This window comes from Hydrogenophaga sp. PAMC20947 (assembly GCF_004795855.1).
Taxonomy (GTDB): Bacteria; Pseudomonadota; Gammaproteobacteria; order Burkholderiales; family Burkholderiaceae_C; genus Hydrogenophaga.
Genome location: NZ_CP039252.1, coordinates 1,807,614 through 1,825,238, shown reverse-complemented (window position 1 = coordinate 1,825,238; position 17,625 = coordinate 1,807,614). Strand labels below are relative to the sequence as shown.

Below are 17,625 nucleotides of genomic sequence, written 5' to 3'. Positions count from 1 at the left end.
GCTGACGCTCAAAGAGCGCGCAGATGGCCCGCTACCGACTGTGATTTTGGAGAATCGAGGGCTTCGTCAGTCAGCGTGCCACCCAGCCACCGCAGACAGGAAACACCTGCCCCACGAAACAGTTGGCGTTGTCGCTGCACAGGTAAGCGGCGAATTCGGCGTCTTCCTTGGCTCCCACCAATCGGCCCAGGGGGACTTCGCGCGCCAGGCGCTCCTGGAAACGTGGATTGGCCTGGACCTCGGGCGGGAAGTAGGTGGGGTTGTCCACGAAATTCTGGGCGATCAGATTGATTTGTACGTTGTGGGCGGCGGCTTCCAGACCCACCGCCTGCACGTACGAGGTCTGCGCGCCCCGGGCTGCGCAGTACGTTGATGCGCGCTTGATGCCGCGCAAGGCCGATGCACTGCCCATCACCAGTATCTTGCCGCTGCGCCGCTCCATCATGGCGGGCAGAGCGGCTCCGATCAGGCGTGGCAGAGGGTCGACCAAAGCCCCAAATACCCGACGCCATTCTTCATCGCCCACCTCGGCCGCTGGCGTAGTGGGGGCCTCAATGGCGAGGTTGGCGAGCAGGATGTCGATTTCACCCGCTTCGCGCACCACCTGCGCTGCGGCCAGCGGATCCATGAGCGACCTGTAGCTGGTGATCACGGTCGCGCCATGTGAGGCCAGCACCTCGCACAGCATGGGTCCCATGAATTCTTGGCACTGGGTGACCAGCACACGTTTGTTGGCGAGCATGGTGCGGGGCGTCTGATTCATCAACATTCTCCTTGAAAGGGCCTGTCGACCTTAGCGGCCCCGTGCCCTGCAGCGCTGTCAAATGGGTGTCAGCTCAGGGCTGCGTAAAGCGCTTGAAAGCGTTCGAATCGAGGCATCAAGGCCTGGTGATGCTCTGTATCGGGTGCGTAGGTGGCCACCACGGGTGGTGTGGTGCAAACTGAATCTTGTGAGGCGCCTGTGGCCAGCCAGGCCAGGCGGGCCGCGCCCATGGCACCTCCGCTCTCGGAATCCTGGTGGGCGGTCAGGGTGAGCGCGAAGGTGTCGGCCAGCAACTGGGCCCACCAGGCGCTGCGGGAGCCGCCACCCACGAGGGACAGCGTGTTCAGCGCAGGTTCTGTGCGCGGAATGGTGTTCAGACCATCCAGCAGGCCAAAGCCCACGCCTTCCGCCACCGCATAGGCCAGGTGGGCTCGGGTGTGCTGTGCGCGCAGGCCGGTCCAGGATCCGGTGGCGAGCGGGTTGTTGTGGGGCGAGCGTTCGCCGCTCAGGTAGGGCAAAAAAATCGGCGCCGCAAGTTGCTCGGGCTGGTTCAACTGGGCGGCCTCGGCCAGCAAGGCGGGTTCATTGGGAAGGCCCAGCGTCTTCGCGGCCCAGGTCACGGCGCTGGCCGCGCTCAGCATCACACTCATCTGGTGCCAGCGGCCTGGCAGGGCATGGCAGAAGGCGTGCAATGCTTGCTCAGGGTTGGGCTCGAATGCCGCACTGCTGACGAACACCACGCCTGAGGTGCCCAGCGAAACAAAGCCCTGACCCGGGCGCACCAGGCCCATGCCCACTGCGCTGGCCGCGTTATCGCCGGCCCCGCCTGCCACGGGCACGCCACGGGGCAAACCCCAGCGCGTGCACAGGTCGGATTTGACCCGTGCGGAAACTTCGCTGCCCTCGACCAGGCGCGGCATGTGGCTTCGCGAAAGGCCGGTGGCGGCCAGCAGTGTGTCTGACCAGGCGCGCTTCGCCACGTCCAGCCACAACGTGCCAGCGGCATCGGACATGTCGCTGACGGCCTCGCCGGTAAGCATGAGGCGCAACCAGTCTTTGGGCAGCAGCACGCGTTGCGTTTTGGCGAAGATTTCGGGTTCGTGCTCGCGCACCCAAAGCAGTTTGGGCGCAGTGAAGCCGGGCATGGCCAGGTTGCCGGTGATGGTTGGGAGCTCCGGCACTTCACGCATGAGCTGTTCGCATTGCGCACCGCTGCGGCCATCGTTCCACAAAATGGCTGGGCGCAACACCTGGTTGTTGGCGCCCAGCAGGGTGGCGCCGTGCATCTGGCCCGACAGACCGATGCCTTGCAGCTTCGCCAGCGCTTGCGCCTGATCGCGCTGCAGCTGGTTCATCACCGAGACCAGCGCGCCCCACCAAGCGTCGGGTGACTGCTCGGACCACAGCGCTTGAGGACGCTGAACGGTGAGGGGGGCACGCGCTGTGGCGATGACCTGATGCTGATCGGTCAGCAGCAGGGCTTTGAGTTCGGACGTGCCGAGATCGAGACCGAGGAACATGGTATTTGGTAGAGATGGACAGTAGACAGCAGGGGCCCAGCGGTGGAGTGCGGGAGGCGACCGATCCGGCGCAAGGCCGCCCCAAGCCGGATCAGCCCCCCGGGGGGGCAGCGACCCGCGCAACGGTGGAGCGTGGGGGCGCAAGCGATCCGGCGCAGGGCCGCCCCAAGCTGGATCAGCCCCCCGGGGGGCAGCGACCCGCGCAACGGTGGAGCGTGGGGGCGCAAACGATCCGGCGCAGGGCCGCCCCAAGCTGGATCAGCCCCCCGTGGGGCAGCGACCCGCGCAGCGGTGGAGCGTGGGGGCGCAAGCGATCCGGCGCAGGGCCGCCCCCAAGCCGGATCAGCCCCCCGGGGGGCAGCGACCCGCGCAACGGTGGAGCGTGGGGGCGCAAACGATCCGGCGCAGGGCCGCCCCAAGCTGGATCAGCCCCCCCGGGGGGCAGCGACCCGCGCAGCGGTGGAGCGTGGGGGCAACTGTTCAAGCCGCGCCGCGGAACCGCGTCAGCGATTGTTTTCGGAACTCCGAGGGCGTCATGCCCTTGGATTCCAGAAAGCGGCGGTTGAAATTGGCCACGTTGTTGAAACCCACTTCGTAGCAGATGAGGCTGATTTGCTGATCGGTGTCCATCAACAGCTGACAGGCGCGGCTGATGCGCACGCGGTTGACGAAATCGGTGAAAGTGTTGCCCGTGGCTTTGCGGAAGAAACGGGAAAAACGGCTTTCGCTCATGCCCAGCTCGGCAGCAATGGCAGCGGCTGAGTGGTGTTCCGACAGGTTGTCGGTGATGCGGCTCACCAAAGCGTGGATTTGGTCAATAGACGCGTCGTCGTCATCGCTTTGCAGCTGCACGCTGGAGAGCAAACGGTAGTCGGTGCAGGCGGCCAAATCGCACATCAGGTCAAAGAAGGCCGTCAGGCGGCGCAGACCGGTGGCTTGCTTGATCCTGTGCCACTGTTGTTCTGTGCTTTCGCCCATGCCGAAGAATTCGATGCCATTGCGTGCCCGCTCCAGCAAGGGGCCCAGTTCGGCCAGCTCGTGAATGAGGGCCGCAGACTGCATGAGTGGCTCGTGGTCGAACTGGATTGCCAGGTCGCGGAAAGGCACGCCGCCATCGGGTGTGTCAATGGACAGCCAGTTGTGGGGCAACCGCGGGCCGGTTAGCACAAGGTGGCCGGGCTGAAACTGGCCGATCCAGTCGCCGACAAAGACCTTGCCAGAGGTCTTGGTGATCAGGTGCAGCTCGTACTCGTCGTGGTAATGCCAGCGCGCCAGGGGCGTTGGGAAACCATGTGACAGGCAGCGCACGAAGCCGGCCTCATCAGGGGCCTCGTAGCCCAGGGCGGGCGAGCGCGCGAATTCGCTCTCCAGCTCGGGTTTGAGCTGTCGAGGTACGGAGCGGTTCGAGTGGGGCATTGGCATATTTTGCACTCTGATACTCAGAGGGGTGCGGGGCTGACTCCCGGGTGCGCGGACACGAAGCGCACAACCCGCTCGGCAGCGCGACGCACTGCGTCAATCAAACGGGGGTCTCCCGCCAGGTCACCCCACAGCGGAACGTCAGCGCAAAAAGCCGCCACGGGGTCGTCGGCTTCGCACATGGTGTGTGCCACGACAGGGTCCATGGCCTGATCCTGGTAGGTGTAGGGGATCTGGCCCGCATGCCAGCGCTGCAAGTAAGCCAGAAACAGCGCGGGCAACATGGCCACGCTGTCGAAGGTCGCGCCTGCGGCGAGGCGCTGGCGGATGGTCGGTGCGATGAATCCCGGCATCTTGCTGAAACCGTCCATGGCCACACGCTGGTTGGTGTCGCAAATGGCGGGGTTGGCAAAGCGGTCAAGCACCACGTCGCGGTAGCGGGGCAGGTTGAGCGGGCAGGGTCGCTCGGGTGTGTCGAGCACGGGAATCACGTCGTCGGTTACGTAATCGAAGGCCAGCTGACGAATCATCGGGTCCAGCGTCCCTTCGTGGATGAATTCATAGCCGACCAGCGTGCCGGCCCAGGCGATGCAGCTGTGGGTGGCATTGAGCACCCGGATTTTCGCTTCTTCGTAGGGTTGAACGCTCTTCACCATCTCTACGCCCACAGCTTCCCAAGCCGGGTGGCCGGCGATGAAGTTGTCCTCGATGACCCATTGGATAAAGGTTTCACCCATCAGTGCGGCGGGGTCGTCTACGCCGGTGGCCGCTTTGACACGATCGAACACCTCTTGTGTGGGGCGCGGTGTGATGCGGTCCACCATGGCGTTGGGGCTGCTGGTGTTGGCTTGAACCCAGGCCAGCAGTTCGGTGTCACCCGCCAGTTCAATGAACTGGAGCAGGCCACCCCGTGAGCGGTCGCCGTTGTGGCGCAGGTTGTCGCAGTTGAGCAGGGTCACCGGTCCAGCGTTGGCTGCTCGGCGCGCTCGAAATATGGCGGTCAGTGCACCATAAATCGACGAGCTGGGTTGGCCGGCACGGGCCGCTTCCACGTCGTCTCGCAAATCTGAGAACGTGACGAGATCGAGCTGGTTGTGGGCGTCGAGGTAGTAACCGGCTTCGGTGACGGTGAAAGAAATGATTTTGGTGTCTGGGTTGGCACCTTGAGCGATCAAGCCTTCAAGACCGGGTGTATGGGCAATGACACGGCTGATCGACGTGATGCGTTCGTAGTGGTGTTTACCGGCCGACGAAATGGTCTCCAGCGTGTAGGCACCACCTTGCGCTTGCAAGGTGGCGATGGTCTCGGCCATGTCCGGGCGGGTGTTTCCGCCCATCAGCGTCCAGCTGCGGTCGCCGGTTTTTTGAAGCTCGTGGAGGTAGGCGGCTTGGTGGGCCCGGTGGAAAGAGCCCAGACCCAAATGGAGGATGACGTTCATGAAAGTTGACTCACAAATCAAAATTGGTGGGCATCAACACGACATCGCGGATGGTCATTCCGCGACGTCGGGTGAGCATAAAAACGATCACTTCAGCGATTTCGCTCGCCTCAACGAGGCTGCCTGAGGCCTTGGCCTCGGCCAGCTTTTCGGCCGGCCAGTCGGACAGCAAGGAAGTGATCACGGGGCCGGGTGAAACCGATCCAACGCGAATGCCGTGTTTGAAAACCTGGCGCCGAACCGTCTGCACGAAGCAGTCGATGGCCCATTTGGACGACGCGTACACCGGCTCCCAGGGGGTGGGAAAATGCGCGGCCAGCGAGCTGGTGACAATGATGTCGCCGGTGTGGCGCTCGGTCATGTGCAACAAGACATCGCGCACGTTTTTCATGACCACGTTGATGTTGAGGTTGAGCATGCGGTCAATGGCATCGTGCTGCGCATCGACCAGGTCGCCCCCCACGTACAAACCGGCATTGGCGTGAAAGATATCGAGTTGTCCTGTGCGCGCAAGAATCTCTGGCATCAGGGATGCGCATTGCTGCGAATCCAGCAAATCGAGCACAAGCGGGACGGCTTGCTCGCCCAGCGCAGCGCATGCAGCCGCCAATGCGCTCTCATCCCGGTCAATCAACACCACCCGGGCGCCGGCAGCGAGCAGGGCCTCGGCACTGGCACGTCCTATGCCCGAAGCCGCACCGGTGACGGCAGCGACTTTGCCTTTGAAGGGTTGTGCCATGGCGCTTGCGTCCGACCGTTGCGATTCAGGCGGCTGCGGTGGTTTTCACCACGCGGCCCTTGCTGTCGAACCAGTGCGCCTGGTCCAGCGCCAGGTCCGCACTCACGGGGTCGCCCATGTGCAGCGGGGTGCGCTCGCTTTGGCGCGCCACCAGGTGCGCGCCCTCGTTGGTCGTGATGTAGATCAGTGTCTCGGCACCCAGGGCTTCGACCACGTCGACTTTGCCCTGCACCTTGGCGTTGGTGTCGGAGCCCACCACCACACACTCGGGGCGCAGGCCGATGGCACCGTCCTTGGCAGCCGCTGGCGCCAAGGCCTTGATGGCGGCGGACCACTGGGTGTGGGGCAGGATGTTCATCTGCGGCGTGCCGATGAACTGGGCCACAAACTGGTTGGCCGGGGTATCGTACAGCTCCAGCGGCGTGCCCACTTGCTCGATCAGGCCGTCGCGCAACACCACCACGCGGTCGGCCAACGTCATGGCCTCGACCTGGTCGTGTGTCACGTAGACGGTGGTCGCGCCCAGGTCGCGGTGCAGCTTGGCGATTTCGATACGGGTCTGCCCACGCAGTGCTGCGTCCAGGTTGGACAGCGGCTCGTCGAACAGGAACACCTTGGGTGCCCGCACGATGGCGCGACCAATGGCCACGCGCTGGCGCTGACCACCGGAGAGCTCTTTGGGCGTGCGCTCCAGGTACTTGGTGAGGTCGAGAATATCGGCAGCTTTCTTCACCTTTTCGTTGATCTCGGCCTTGGGCGCACCGGCCAGTTTGAGCGCAAAGCTCATGTTCTCGGCCACGGTCATGTGCGGGTAGAGCGCGTAGCTCTGGAACACCATGGCCAGATCGCGCTTGGAAGAAGGCAGGTGCGTGATGTCGCGGTCTTCCAGGCTGAGCTTGCCGCCGTCAATGTGCTCCAGGCCGGCGATCAGGCGCAGCAAGGTCGACTTGCCGCAGCCCGAGGGGCCCACAAAGACGATGAACTCGCCTGGTTTGATCTCCAGATCAATGCCCTTGATGGCGCGGTGCTCACCGAAGAATTTTTCGATGCCTTGAAGTTGAAGGTATGACATATCAGTGTTTCTCAAAAATGGTTTGCATTCACAAATTCTGAAAGCTTTTACGGTGGTGCCTTACCCCAGGCGACCGCGGAACCGGCTGTGCCGGGCCGCCAGTCGCGCCCCCTTGAGAGGGTCGCGCGAAGCGCGGCAGGGGTGGACCATCGTTGCGATGCGGGGGGAGCTCACTTCACGGCACCGAAGGTCAGGCCCTGCACCAGCTGCTTCTGGCTGAACCAGCCGAACACAACGATGGGTCCAATGGCCATGAACGAAGCCGCAGACAGCTTGGCCCAGAACAGTCCCTCGGGGCTGGAGTAGCTTGCGATCAGGGTGGCCAGCGTGCCGCCATTGGCAGCCGTCAGGTTCAGGCTCCAGAACGCCTCGTTCCAGGCGAGTACCAGGGTCAGGAGACCGGTGGAGGCCAAGCTTCCCATGGCCAACGGCAGCAGCACCAGGCGGGCTTCCTGCCAGAGCGTGGCGCCGTCCATGCGGGCGGCTTCCAGGATCTCGCGCGGGATCTCCTTGAACTGCGAGTACAGCATCCAGACCATGATGGGCAGGTTGGACAGCGTGAACACGATGATCAGCGCAACGGGCGAGTCCAGCAGGTGGCTCTTCTGGGCCAGCACATAGACCGGGACCAGCGCGCCCACGGCAGGCATCATCTTGGTCGACAGCATCCACATCAGGATGTTCTTGTCTTGCTTGCCCTTGTAGAAGGCCATGGCGTAGGCCGCCGGTGCGGCGATCATCAGGCCGATGATGGTGGAGAGCACACTGGTGATCACCGAGTTCTTGGCGTACTGCAGGTAGTCACTGCGCAAGTTGACCTCGTAGAAGTTCTCCAGCGTGGGGGTGAAGAACAGCTCGGGCGGTACCGCGATGGCTTGCAGTTCGGTCTTGAAGGCGGTCAGCATGAGCCAGCCCAGCGGAAAGAACAGCAGCAATGCGACGCCCCAGGCGCCCAGGGTGCGAACGGTGTAGGCCGGTGTGTAGGTAGATTGGCGTGCCATGGGGGGTCCTTATTTGTCGAGGTTTTTGCCGACCATGCGGATCATGAAGATCCCCACAATATTGGCCAGCACGACCGCAAACAGCGCGCCGGCCGATGCCACGCCCGCATCGAAGTTCAACAAAGCTTGCTTGAAAATCAGGTAGGCCACGTTGGTGCTCGCATCGCCCGGGCCACCACCGGTGGTGGTGTAAATCTCGGCGAACAGGCTGAGCAGGAAAATGAGCTCGATCATCACCACCACGGCCACTGAGCGACCCAGGTGCGGGATGTAGAGGTAGCGCAGTTGCTGGAAGTAATTGGCGCCGTCCATGCGCGAAGCTTCGAGCTGCTCACGGTCCATGCTTTGCAGCGCCGTCATGAAGATCAGCGTGGCAAAGGGCAACCACTGCCACGACACCATCAAGATGATGGAGAACAGCGGGTGCACGGTCAACCAGTCCACTGGCTCCGCGCCGAAGAAGATCCATACCTGCGCGAGCACCCCGTAAATGGGGTTCATCATCATGTTTTTCCACAGCAGCGCGTTGACCGTGGGCATGACAAAGAAGGGCGAGATGAGCAGGATGCGCACCAAGCCGCGCCCCGCCAGCGGCTCGTTGATCAGCAGGGCGATCAGCGTGCCGACGACCACGGTGATCCCGATCACGCTGCTCAGCAGCACGATGGTGTTCCAAACGGCCGCGCCAAACGACGGGTCGGTCAGAAAGTATTCGTAGTTCTCCAGCCCGATGAAGTCGGACTGATCCGGCTGCAACAGATTGAACTGGATGAAGGAGAAGTAGATGGTCATCACCAGAGGCACGATCATCCAGAGGAAGAGCGTGCCGACGGCGGGAGCCATCAAGAGGCGGGGAAGCGTGCGGTTCATGGCGGTACACCCAGGCAAAGAGGATCGGTGCGCGTCTGTTGGGCGCGCGGGTGTGCAGTGTGTCGAGCTGCAAAGAGAAGCAAAGACCGGGGCCAGCAAGCAGATGCCGGCCCCGTCGGGTCATGGGCTACTTATTTGTAGTAGCCAGCCTTCTTCATCTGGCGCTCAGCCGCGACTTGACCAGCCTTCAAGGCCTTGTCCACCGTGGTCTGGCCCGCCAAAGCGGCACTCATTTGCTGGCCCACTGTGGAGCCGATGGCCTGGAACTCGGGGATGGCAGCGAATTGCACGCCAACATACGGGCTCTTGGGCAAGGTGGAGTCGTTCGGGTTGGCCGAATCGATGGCCATCTTCTCGGCCGGTGCGAAACGGGCTGCCTTCACGAACTCAGGGATCGCGTAGGTGCTCGCGCGGGTGCCGGTGGGCACGGTGGCCCAGCCATTGGTCTTGCCGACCAGCTCAATGTATTCCTTGGACGTGGCCCAGGCGATGAACTTTTTAGCGGCGTCCACTTTCTTGGAGCCCGACGGCACAGCCAGGGCCCATGACCACAGCCAGTTGGCGCCTTTTGGCGTCACGGCGGTAGGTGCCTGGGCAAAGGCCATCTGATCCGCCACTTTGGACTGCTTGGGGTCGCTCACGAAGGAGGCTGCAACGGTCGCATCCACCCACATGCCGCACTTGCCTGAGTTGGTCAGCGCCAGGATTTCGTTGAAGCTGTTGGCAGCTGAGCCGGGAGGGCCGTACTTGGTGAGCAGGTCGACGTAGAACGTGACCGCGTCTTTCCAGGGCTTGCTTTCCAGCTGGGGTTGCCACTTCATGTCAAACCACTGGCCACCAAAGGTGTTGACCATGGTTGTGATCAGGGCCATGTTGTCGCCCCAGCCTGGCTTGCCGCGCAAGCAGATGCCGTACACGCCATTCTTGGGATCATGAATTTTGGCAGCCAAGTCGCGCACCTGGATCCAGGTGGGTCGCTCGGGTACGGTCACGCCAACTTTGTCGGCCAGATCTTTGCGGTACATGAGCATGGAGCTCTCGCCGTAGAAGGGCGCGGCAAACATCTTGCCGTCGACCGACAGGCCGTCGCGGATGGACGGCAGAATGTCATTGGCGTCGTAGGCGGCGTCGAATTTGAGTTCTTGCAGCCAGCCTTTCTTGCCCCAGATCGGGGTTTCATACATGCCGATGGTCATGATGTCAAACTGGCCGCCTTTGGTGGCGATGTCGGTTGTGACGCGCTGGCGCAGCACGCCTTCTTCCAGCGTGACCCACTTGAGCTTGATGTCAGGGTTGGCTTTTTCGAACGCAGGGCTGAGTTTTTGCATTTCGATCATGTGGCCGTTGTTCACGGTGGCAATGACGAGTTCGGTGCCGGCGGCGTGGGCCATGCCAGCGCTCATGAGCGCGGCGGTGAGGGCAGAAGTTAGGCGAAATTTCACAGATGTCTCCTTTGAGTGGATGAGCGGTTGCCAACGGTAAATGAAAGAACCGTGATGGAATTCTCGCCACTGCGTCAAGCGCTGTTTGTACGCATTTGGGCTGAATGTGTACTTTGTTGCGCTGGATGCCTAGGATTTTCCCCTAGATGATGGAGGAAAGTATGTGAATTTGCTCGCGTTGGTGCCCCCATCGGTGTCTGGCAGAACCAGAGAGGGGCCTGGCGGACCCGTTTCGCGAACGACGGGGGTCTCGGGTGGCTCACGCGCAAGTACCGGGCAAAATAGCAGGCGTGTTGGCGTTCGAAACTCAGCTTGCCTGACCGAGAGTCAGGCGTCTTCGCTTTTCGTTGCCATTGGTCGACCTGGCAGCTGCCACGTCGTTTCCCAATTCTGAAAGTGTGCCACCACCTATGCCATCTGACAATAAATCCATTTTTCTGGTGGTCATGGGCGTGTCCGGGTGTGGGAAGTCCAGTCTTGCGCAGTGCTGTTCCCGTGCACTGCAGCGACCGATGGTGGAAGGCGATGACTTCCACTCAGAAGGCAATCTGGCCAAGATGCGCAGCGGTACGCCATTGACCGATGCGGACCGCGAGGCTTGGCTGGGCTTGCTGGTCGAGCAAATGCACCAAAACCCCCAAGGCGCGGTGCTGACCTGTTCGGCTCTGCGTTTGCGCTACCGCGACCGGCTGCGCAAGGCCATACCCGGTTTGCGTTTCATTTACCTCGCCCTCTCAGAAAACCAGGCTCACGAGCGCGTGGCCGCGCGGTCGTCCCATCTGTTCCCGGCCAGTCTGGTGGCGAGCCAGTTTGACGCGCTGGAAGACCCCAGTCATGAATCAGGTGTGCTTCGGCTGGACGCCACACAGGCGCTGGCGGTCCTGGAGGCTCAGGCCATTGATTGGGTGCATGGGGCGGTCGATCGGATTCAGCGTTGACCCACTGAAGCGGGACCGAAACCAGTTTCAGAATTCGGACCGACAACGCTGTGTTGACAAATAAAAGGTAGGGGAAAGGGAACAAAGAGAAAGATTGGCCAGGCCGTTTTGGTGTTGTTGTTTGCCTGCTTTTATCTGTTTCCGCTGCTGGCCCTTGCTGCAAACCTCCCCCGTATTTTTGATGCCTTGGGCGCAGGGCCGAGCGTCTGGATGCTGCTGGCGCAGTTTGGAGCACTGACTGTATCGGTCCGCGCATTTGCGCTAGTTAGGCAGGCCGTGCGACTGAGCTGGATGTTTGGCTCCATGCTCACTTGGGGTGAGTGGAGCTGGACGGCGGTTCGGGGGTATGGGTGGCAGTCCTTTTACGAGGCCACAGACTTGACCACTCGTTGGGCCTTTAACCTGGGACTTTTGCGTCTTCGCGCAGGCGAGGTGCTCAATGAGGTTGGGGTCAATGTTCCTGTGGGTGCGTTGATCATTTGCCTTGTTTTTTTCCTGGAGCGCAGGCGTGTCCAACGTTCAATGCAGCGCGCTGCCTTGTGACGCCGTCTTCCACGCTCGTTTGATCCGGGGGGCGTCCTGAGGCAAATTCACCCCTGCCTTTTTTTTGCTTCCAGGATGCGGGTCAAGCTTGACAGTGAAATCGGCCGTGCTGTCACCCCGAGGCATCCACCTCGAAAAGGATGCCGCCGTCACTGGCTGTCTCAGCTTCGCCCTGCGCAGCGCGGGCGATGAGGATGGTCCTGGCACTCGGCGCATGGGGGTCCTTGGGTCTGCCCGTGCACGATCTGGCCCAGCAGGATGGCGGCGTGCACCATGGCTCCCACCGTGCGCGACGTTCGGCGCGGTGGCCGAAGCTCACGCTTTCGATGCCCGCAGCTTCCTGAAGCGCGTCAACGCACCCACGATGAGGATGGCGTATCCCAACATCCAGGGCCACCGGTTGCCCGGGTGGCCGGCATCACGTGCCACGGCCGGTGTGCCAGGGTCGAAGATGTATTCAGGGGTGTGAGGAGCGCCCACCGCGTAGTCGATGGGCTGGTTCCTGACGCAGACCATTGCCTTCGATATCGACTGGCAGGTGCCCCGGTAAACGTCGTGGTTGAGGTTCTCAAACGAACAAGGATCATTGGTCTTTTGAGCGTCGCAAGCCTTCCACATGATTTCGTTGCCGTGGCTCCCTTCGTGGGCCTGAGCTGTGGGGAACTGGCCCAGTAACAGGCCACCCATGAGCAGCGCGTTGTGCGCTGCTCGGGCCACTTGGCGCCAGGGGATCAAGAGGAAGATCCTTGCTCGCCCTTGAAGCAGCCAATGTGCATGTTCTCGCCTGGGCTCGCCACGTGGTAGTGGTAGCCGCGGGTGCTGTCGGTGTGTCCGCGGCAGGTGTCCAGATCTGTGGCTTCCGAGCCGGCTGTGTCGTTCAGGGCGAAGATCCCGAAACCGTCCAGGGCATAGCCGATCAAGGCTGCGTGGCCGTCGGAGCTGGCAACCTGGTGCGAGGCGCCAGTGGCGGCATGGTAGTGGTAGCCGGTATGGGGATTGATGTGACCGCCTTGGTCGTCAAACGCCGCAATCGTGTAGGCCGCCTTGATGTTGGCAACCGGGGCCGGGGCATCCATCACGATGCCGTTCAGTGCGACGCCAACGCCCTCTTGATCAATCGATGCGGTGCTGCTGAGTGGAACAGGTGTGACCGGGATCAGGAGGGTCCGTGAAATGCCGCCTCCCACATACGACATCTTGCCTTCTACGCAGTAGTTGTTGAGGGTGGTATTCGGAATCGCTGCCGCTTCAAACAAGGCTTGGGTGTCGGTGACCGTGACGGCGCCTGTGGAGGTGTTGTACATCTTCCAGTTGCTGTCGCTGTAAAACGTGGCGAGGTTTTTGATGAATTCGCCACTCAGGTCATAGGTCTGGCCGTTTTCGATCCACATGCCAGCTCCACTGGAGCTGGTATTGGTCGGGCAAAACGGCCCCACAGCGTGATCGGGCGGCGCGCCGTGGGTGACGATTTTGTAGCAGTTCGTTGAGGTGCCGCCCGAGAGCGTACAGCTCACGGTGGTGATGGCGCTGGCCAAGCCTGCGCCAAGGAAGTTGGCCGGTTCAACCGATTTGACGTCCGCCGAGGTGACTGTCGTTCCGTAGATTGACTCGTCGTCGTCACCCCCTCCGCAGGCAGCGAGCACGACGCAAACGATAGTGAGCAGGCCAATCCAGCGAGCCGTTGTTGGGTTTTTCATTGTTGAAGCTTTCTATCGGTAAGGTGCGAGGCGCTGCAGCTTGGGCAGGGGTTTGGCCAAGTTGTGTGAGGAATGGAGTGCCGGCAGGTGGCTTTGCGCCAGCGTGAGTGGACGCAACAACGACGGATACTGAAGAAAAAGTGTGGATGAACGATGAGCGCAGCGAGGGTCGAGGGGGCTGGTGAATCAGCGATCCAGGGCAGGGTGGCTCCCCTTGCTCCAGTGGCTGAATCGCCCTTCAAAAGTGTCGTCCACGCGGGGTGGGTTGTGCGTTGTGTAGACGATGAGATTGCCGGGGTCGACGCTCAATGGCTGCTAGGCGCTTGCCGTTCAGCGTCGGAATTTGGTCCTTTCCCTGGTCTTGCTTGACCGCAGACAGTGTTTGATGCCCAGGCCTCTATGATGTCGACAGCCCTGTTGACCCGACCCGCCATGCTCCCACCCCGTATCCTGCTTCTTGAAGACGAGCCCGCCATCGCCGACACCCTGATCTACGCTTTGCGCAGCGAAGGGTTTGAGGTGGAGCATGTGGCCTTGGCGCGCGATGCGCTGTCTGCGTTTGCACGGCAGGCCCCCGATTTGGCCATCCTGGATGTGGGTGTGCCCGATGGCAATGGGTTTGACGTGTGTCGCGTGATTCGCAAGACCAGTGAGTTGCCTTTGGTGTTTCTGACCGCGCGGGGTGAAGAGATTGACCGGGTGCTGGGCCTGGAGTTGGGGGCCGATGACTACGTGACCAAGCCGTTTTCTCCGCGTGAAGTGTGTGCGCGGGTGAAGGCGATTTTGCGTCGCACGGGTGCCGCCAATGGGGTTGCGGGTGCTGCGCCACTGAGCACCGCAGGGGCCTGCGGCGTGTTGCAGCTCGACGAAACCGCGCAGCGCATCCGCTGCAGCGGCGAGCCGCTGGCGCTCACGCGCTATGAGTACCTGTTGCTGGCCACCTTGCTCAAGCGCCCACAACGCATCTTCTCCCGCTCGGACCTGATGGATCTGGTCTGGGGTGATGCGCCCGACACCTCGGAGCGCACGGTGGATGCCCACATCAAGCTGGTGCGCGCCAAATTGCGGGTCTGTGGGCTCGATGCGGAGTTGATACAGACGCACCGCAACATGGGCTACTCGTTCCAAGCCTCGGCGAGCTGACGGCCCATGCGCATTGCTCTGCGGTTGATGCTGGGTTTTTTCCTTGTTTTGGGGTTGGCGCTCTTCGTGGTGTTGCGCGTGTTCCTGGGTGAGGTGGAGCCGGGCACTCGACTGGCCATGGAAGACAGTCTGGTGGACGCGGCCTATGCCTATGCGCAGCTGGCCGAGCCCGACATGAAGGCCGGTGTGATCGCCAGCGGCGGATTTGCGCAGGCCATGGTGGCTTACCGCAAGGCCAAGCCGGGCGCGGTGCTCTGGGGTTTTCGCAAAGATCAGGTGGACACCCGCATCACCATCACCGATGCCCAAGGCAGGGTGGTGTTTGACACCAGTGGTGTGGCCGTGGGGCAAGACCATTCGCGCTGGAATGATGTGTTCAAGACGCTGCGCGGTGAGTACGGCGCGCGCTCCAGCGTGGAAGACCCCCAAGACCCGAACAGCACCGTGATGCACGTGGCCGCGCCCATTCGCGACGGCGAACGCATCATCGGTGTGCTCACCGTGTCACGGCCCAACCAGCTGCTGGACCCCTACATCGAGCGCAGCCGTCAGCGCATCTTGTTGTGGTCATGGGGTTTGCTGGGGGTGTCCTTGTTGATGGGGCTGCTGTTCAGCTGGTGGATGGCGAGCTCGCTCTCGCGCCTGCGCAGCTATGCCAACGCGGTGGCCGAAGGCGAACGTGCCGAATTGCCCCGCATGGGGCAGCTCAGCGGGCACACCGAGTTCCACGACCTGGCCCAGGCGGTGGAGCGCATGCGCTTGAAGCTGGAAGACAAGGCTTATGTCGAAAGTTATGTGCACACGCTGACGCACGAACTCAAGAGCCCGTTGGCCGCCATTCGCGGTGCTTCCGAGCTGCTCCAGGAGCCCATGGCAGAGGCCGATCAGCGTCGGTTTGCAGGCCATATCCAGCGGCAGACCGAACGCTTGCAGCACCTGATCGACAAGCTGCTGGGCTTGGCGGACGTGGAGCAGATGCGCCGCCTGACGGTGCACGATCCTGTGGATCTGGGCGCACTGACGCAGGAACTGGTGCAAGCGGCAGAGGCGCGCTTGCGGCTGAAGGGTCTGACAGCCCGTCTGGATGTAGGCGCTGACGTGGTGGTGTCAGGTGACCGCTTTCTGATGCAGCAGGCGCTTCAAAACCTGCTGGACAACGCCATCGAGTTCTCTCCGAATGGAGGTGAGCTGGTGGTGACCGTGGGCCTGGACGCCGCCGGCGGATTCGTTGTGTGGTCGGTGCTCGATCAAGGGCCTGGTGTGCCCGACTACGCGATTCACCGGATTTTTGAGCGGTTTTATTCGCTGCCCCGTGGCGACCACCAAGACAAAAGCTCGGGTCTGGGCTTGTGCCTCGTCAAGGAGGTGGCCGAGTTGCACGGGGGCACGGTGAGCGTGCACAACGCCGAGGCGGCGGACGGCTGCGTCGCATCGGTGCACTGGCCTCTCGGCACCTGATTCACATCCGCGTCTCTCACTGCACACCGGCTGCACAAAGCCTTCATGGTGGCTGCACGCCCGGTTTTTAGACTGGTTCCGTCCCTTATTCACGGAGCCTGTCTTGAACAAATATCCCTTGCTGAGCAAAACCCTGGTCATCGGTTTCCTGATGATGCTGTTGACCATTCCATTGATGTTGGTGCGCGATGTGATCGAGGAGCGCAGCGCGAACCGGCGGTTCGCTGCGGCCGAGGTTGCGCGGGCATCGGCCGGTGAACAAACGGTGGTTGGGCCGGTGCTGATGGTGCCGTTCATCGAGACGTTTCCCGTCACAGTGGCGGTCGCTGGAAGCAAAGGCCAGACCCGCGTTGAAATGCGCCAGTCGGCTCGCACTGCGGTGGTGTTTTCCGACCAGCTGAACCTGCAAAGCCAGCTGGACACAGAGGTGCGCTGGCGCGGCATCTTTCCGGTCACGGTGTTCAACAGCGTGCACCAGGGAAAGGGCCGCTTCACCTGGGAAGCGCCCAAGCCTGAGCGAAAAGACGGCCAGATCAAGCTGGGTGAGCCGCTGGTTTTGATGGGGGTGAGCGATGCGCGCGGGCTGCTGAGTGCACCGCAAATCACCTTGGGAGAACTCAACCTGGCCTTTGCCCAGGCGCCTGCCGGTGCCCAAGCGCCACTGCCATTGGCGGCTACGCTCCCGGTGTCGGCGCTGCAGGCGGGGGCCAAGCTGGACTTTGATCTGAAGCTGGAGCTGGCCGGGACCGGCCGCATGGGCTGGGTGCCACTGGCCGATGAAAACACGGTGAGCCTGAAGTCGCCCTGGCCCCACCCGAGCTTTGCGGGCAGTTTTCTTCCCCGTACCCGTGAGGTGAGCGACGCCGGCTTCAGCGCCACCTGGAGCGTGCCGGCGTTGTCCTCGCAGGCACAGGCCCAGTTTTTGAAAGGGCTGGGCCAATCGTCGAGCGACACGGCCCACAACGACAGCGGCCGTTCCGGCTACGGCGATGCCGGCGGCGTGTCATCGGGCAACAACCGCTACGGTGATCTGGAGCAGTTTTCCGTGTCGCTGGACGATCCTGTGGATGTGTACCGGCTCACGGAGCGCGCCACCAAGTACGGAATGATGTTCATCGTGCTCACGTTTGCGGCCTTCTTTGTGCTAGAGATGGTCAAGCGCTGGCGCATCCACCCCATGCAGTACCTGATGATCGGCGCGGCGCTGGTGCTGTTTTTCCTGCTGCTGCTGTCGTTGTCGGAGCACCTGTCGTTTGCGGCCGCCTATGCCCTGGCCAGCGCGGGTTGCATAACGCTGCTGAGCCACTATCTGCGCCACGTGCTGGGCAGCTGGCGTGCGGGGCTGGGCATGAGCGGGATGTTGGTCGCGCTGTACGGCGTGCTCTACGGCATCCTGATCTCTGAAGACAACGCTTTGATGATGGGCTCGTTGCTGCTGTTTGGTGTGCTCGCTGCGATCATGGTGGCCACGCGCAAGCTCGACTGGTATGGGGTGATGGGGGCGGGTGACAAGCCTCTGCCGGGTGGCAATGCCATGCCCCTGGCGCCCACGGCCACGTTGGCCTGAGCGGGCAGGGCGGA

16 protein-coding genes are annotated in these 17,625 nt (G+C 62.3%); 5 read left to right on the top strand and 11 right to left on the bottom strand.

Annotated elements, in window-relative coordinates; all coding sequences use genetic code 11:
- Window positions 1-70: 70 nt before the first annotated feature.
- The 9 genes from E5678_RS08125 to E5678_RS08080 all read right to left on the bottom strand — a co-directional run bounded on the left by E5678_RS08125 (window position 71) and on the right by E5678_RS08080 (window position 10,214).
- On the bottom strand, window positions 71-763 hold the full coding sequence (locus tag E5678_RS08125; protein WP_136178047.1) for an SDR family oxidoreductase: 693 nt from the start codon (window positions 761-763) through the stop codon (window positions 71-73).
- A gap of 68 nt (window positions 764-831) precedes the next feature.
- Window positions 832-2,283, bottom strand: coding sequence for a xylulokinase (xylB, locus tag E5678_RS08120; RefSeq protein WP_136178046.1), 1,452 nt, complete (start codon window positions 2,281-2,283; stop codon window positions 832-834).
- Between the two features lie 480 nt (window positions 2,284-2,763).
- Window positions 2,764-3,705 carry an AraC family transcriptional regulator gene (locus E5678_RS08110; RefSeq protein ID WP_136178044.1) on the bottom strand — a complete coding sequence of 314 codons (942 nt, stop codon included), beginning with the start codon at window positions 3,703-3,705 and terminating at the stop codon, window positions 2,764-2,766.
- A gap of 17 nt (window positions 3,706-3,722) precedes the next feature.
- Complete coding sequence (gene dalD / locus E5678_RS08105; RefSeq protein ID WP_210732010.1) at window positions 3,723-5,141, bottom strand: D-arabinitol 4-dehydrogenase; 1,419 nt, start codon at window positions 5,139-5,141, stop codon at window positions 3,723-3,725.
- Window positions 5,142-5,151: 10 nt separating this feature from the next.
- Window positions 5,152-5,880, bottom strand: coding sequence for an SDR family oxidoreductase (locus E5678_RS08100; protein ID WP_136178043.1), 729 nt, complete (start codon window positions 5,878-5,880; stop codon window positions 5,152-5,154).
- Between the two features lie 25 nt (window positions 5,881-5,905).
- Window positions 5,906-6,952 carry an ABC transporter ATP-binding protein gene (locus tag E5678_RS08095; protein ID WP_136178042.1) on the bottom strand — a complete coding sequence of 349 codons (1,047 nt, stop codon included), beginning with the start codon at window positions 6,950-6,952 and terminating at the stop codon, window positions 5,906-5,908.
- Between the two features lie 170 nt (window positions 6,953-7,122).
- A complete protein-coding gene (locus E5678_RS08090) occupies window positions 7,123-7,953 on the bottom strand; it encodes a carbohydrate ABC transporter permease (RefSeq protein WP_136178041.1) in 831 nt (276 codons plus the stop codon).
- Between the two features lie 9 nt (window positions 7,954-7,962).
- A complete protein-coding gene (locus E5678_RS08085; RefSeq protein WP_136178040.1) occupies window positions 7,963-8,823 on the bottom strand; it encodes a sugar ABC transporter permease in 861 nt (286 codons plus the stop codon).
- Window positions 8,824-8,954: 131 nt separating this feature from the next.
- Window positions 8,955-10,214, bottom strand: a complete 1,260-nt coding sequence (locus E5678_RS08080) for a sugar ABC transporter substrate-binding protein (RefSeq protein ID WP_210732049.1) — start codon at window positions 10,212-10,214, stop codon at window positions 8,955-8,957.
- Window positions 10,215-10,675: 461 nt separating this feature from the next.
- Between E5678_RS08080 and E5678_RS08075 the strand changes: the two genes are divergently transcribed.
- Window positions 10,676-11,203, top strand: coding sequence for a gluconokinase, GntK/IdnK-type (locus E5678_RS08075; protein ID WP_247596948.1), 528 nt, complete (start codon window positions 10,676-10,678; stop codon window positions 11,201-11,203).
- A 111-nt stretch (window positions 11,204-11,314) separates the two neighbouring features.
- Window positions 11,315-11,746 carry a hypothetical protein gene (locus tag E5678_RS08070; RefSeq protein ID WP_136178039.1) on the top strand — a complete coding sequence of 144 codons (432 nt, stop codon included), beginning with the start codon at window positions 11,315-11,317 and terminating at the stop codon, window positions 11,744-11,746.
- 315 nt (window positions 11,747-12,061) lie between these two features.
- On the opposite strand, the gene E5678_RS08065 is transcribed toward E5678_RS08070, so the two are convergent.
- A complete protein-coding gene (locus E5678_RS08065; protein ID WP_136178038.1) occupies window positions 12,062-12,481 on the bottom strand; it encodes a hypothetical protein in 420 nt (139 codons plus the stop codon).
- A complete protein-coding gene (locus E5678_RS08060; RefSeq protein ID WP_136178037.1) occupies window positions 12,478-13,443 on the bottom strand; it encodes a YHYH protein in 966 nt (321 codons plus the stop codon). Before E5678_RS08060 ends, E5678_RS08065 begins: the two co-directional genes overlap by 4 nt.
- A gap of 432 nt (window positions 13,444-13,875) precedes the next feature.
- Between E5678_RS08060 and creB the strand changes: the two genes are divergently transcribed.
- The 3 genes from creB (at window position 13,876) to creD (ending at window position 17,611) form a co-directional block, all read left to right on the top strand.
- Window positions 13,876-14,586, top strand: coding sequence for a two-component system response regulator CreB (gene creB, locus E5678_RS08055; RefSeq protein ID WP_136178036.1), 711 nt, complete (start codon window positions 13,876-13,878; stop codon window positions 14,584-14,586).
- 6 nt (window positions 14,587-14,592) lie between these two features.
- Window positions 14,593-16,044 carry a two-component system sensor histidine kinase CreC gene (creC, locus tag E5678_RS08050; protein WP_136178035.1) on the top strand — a complete coding sequence of 484 codons (1,452 nt, stop codon included), beginning with the start codon at window positions 14,593-14,595 and terminating at the stop codon, window positions 16,042-16,044.
- A gap of 103 nt (window positions 16,045-16,147) precedes the next feature.
- Window positions 16,148-17,611: a cell envelope integrity protein CreD gene (gene creD, locus E5678_RS08045; RefSeq protein WP_136178034.1), complete on the top strand. Its 1,464-nt coding sequence runs from the start codon at window positions 16,148-16,150 to the stop codon at window positions 17,609-17,611.
- The last annotated feature ends 14 nt before the right edge of the window (window positions 17,612-17,625 follow it).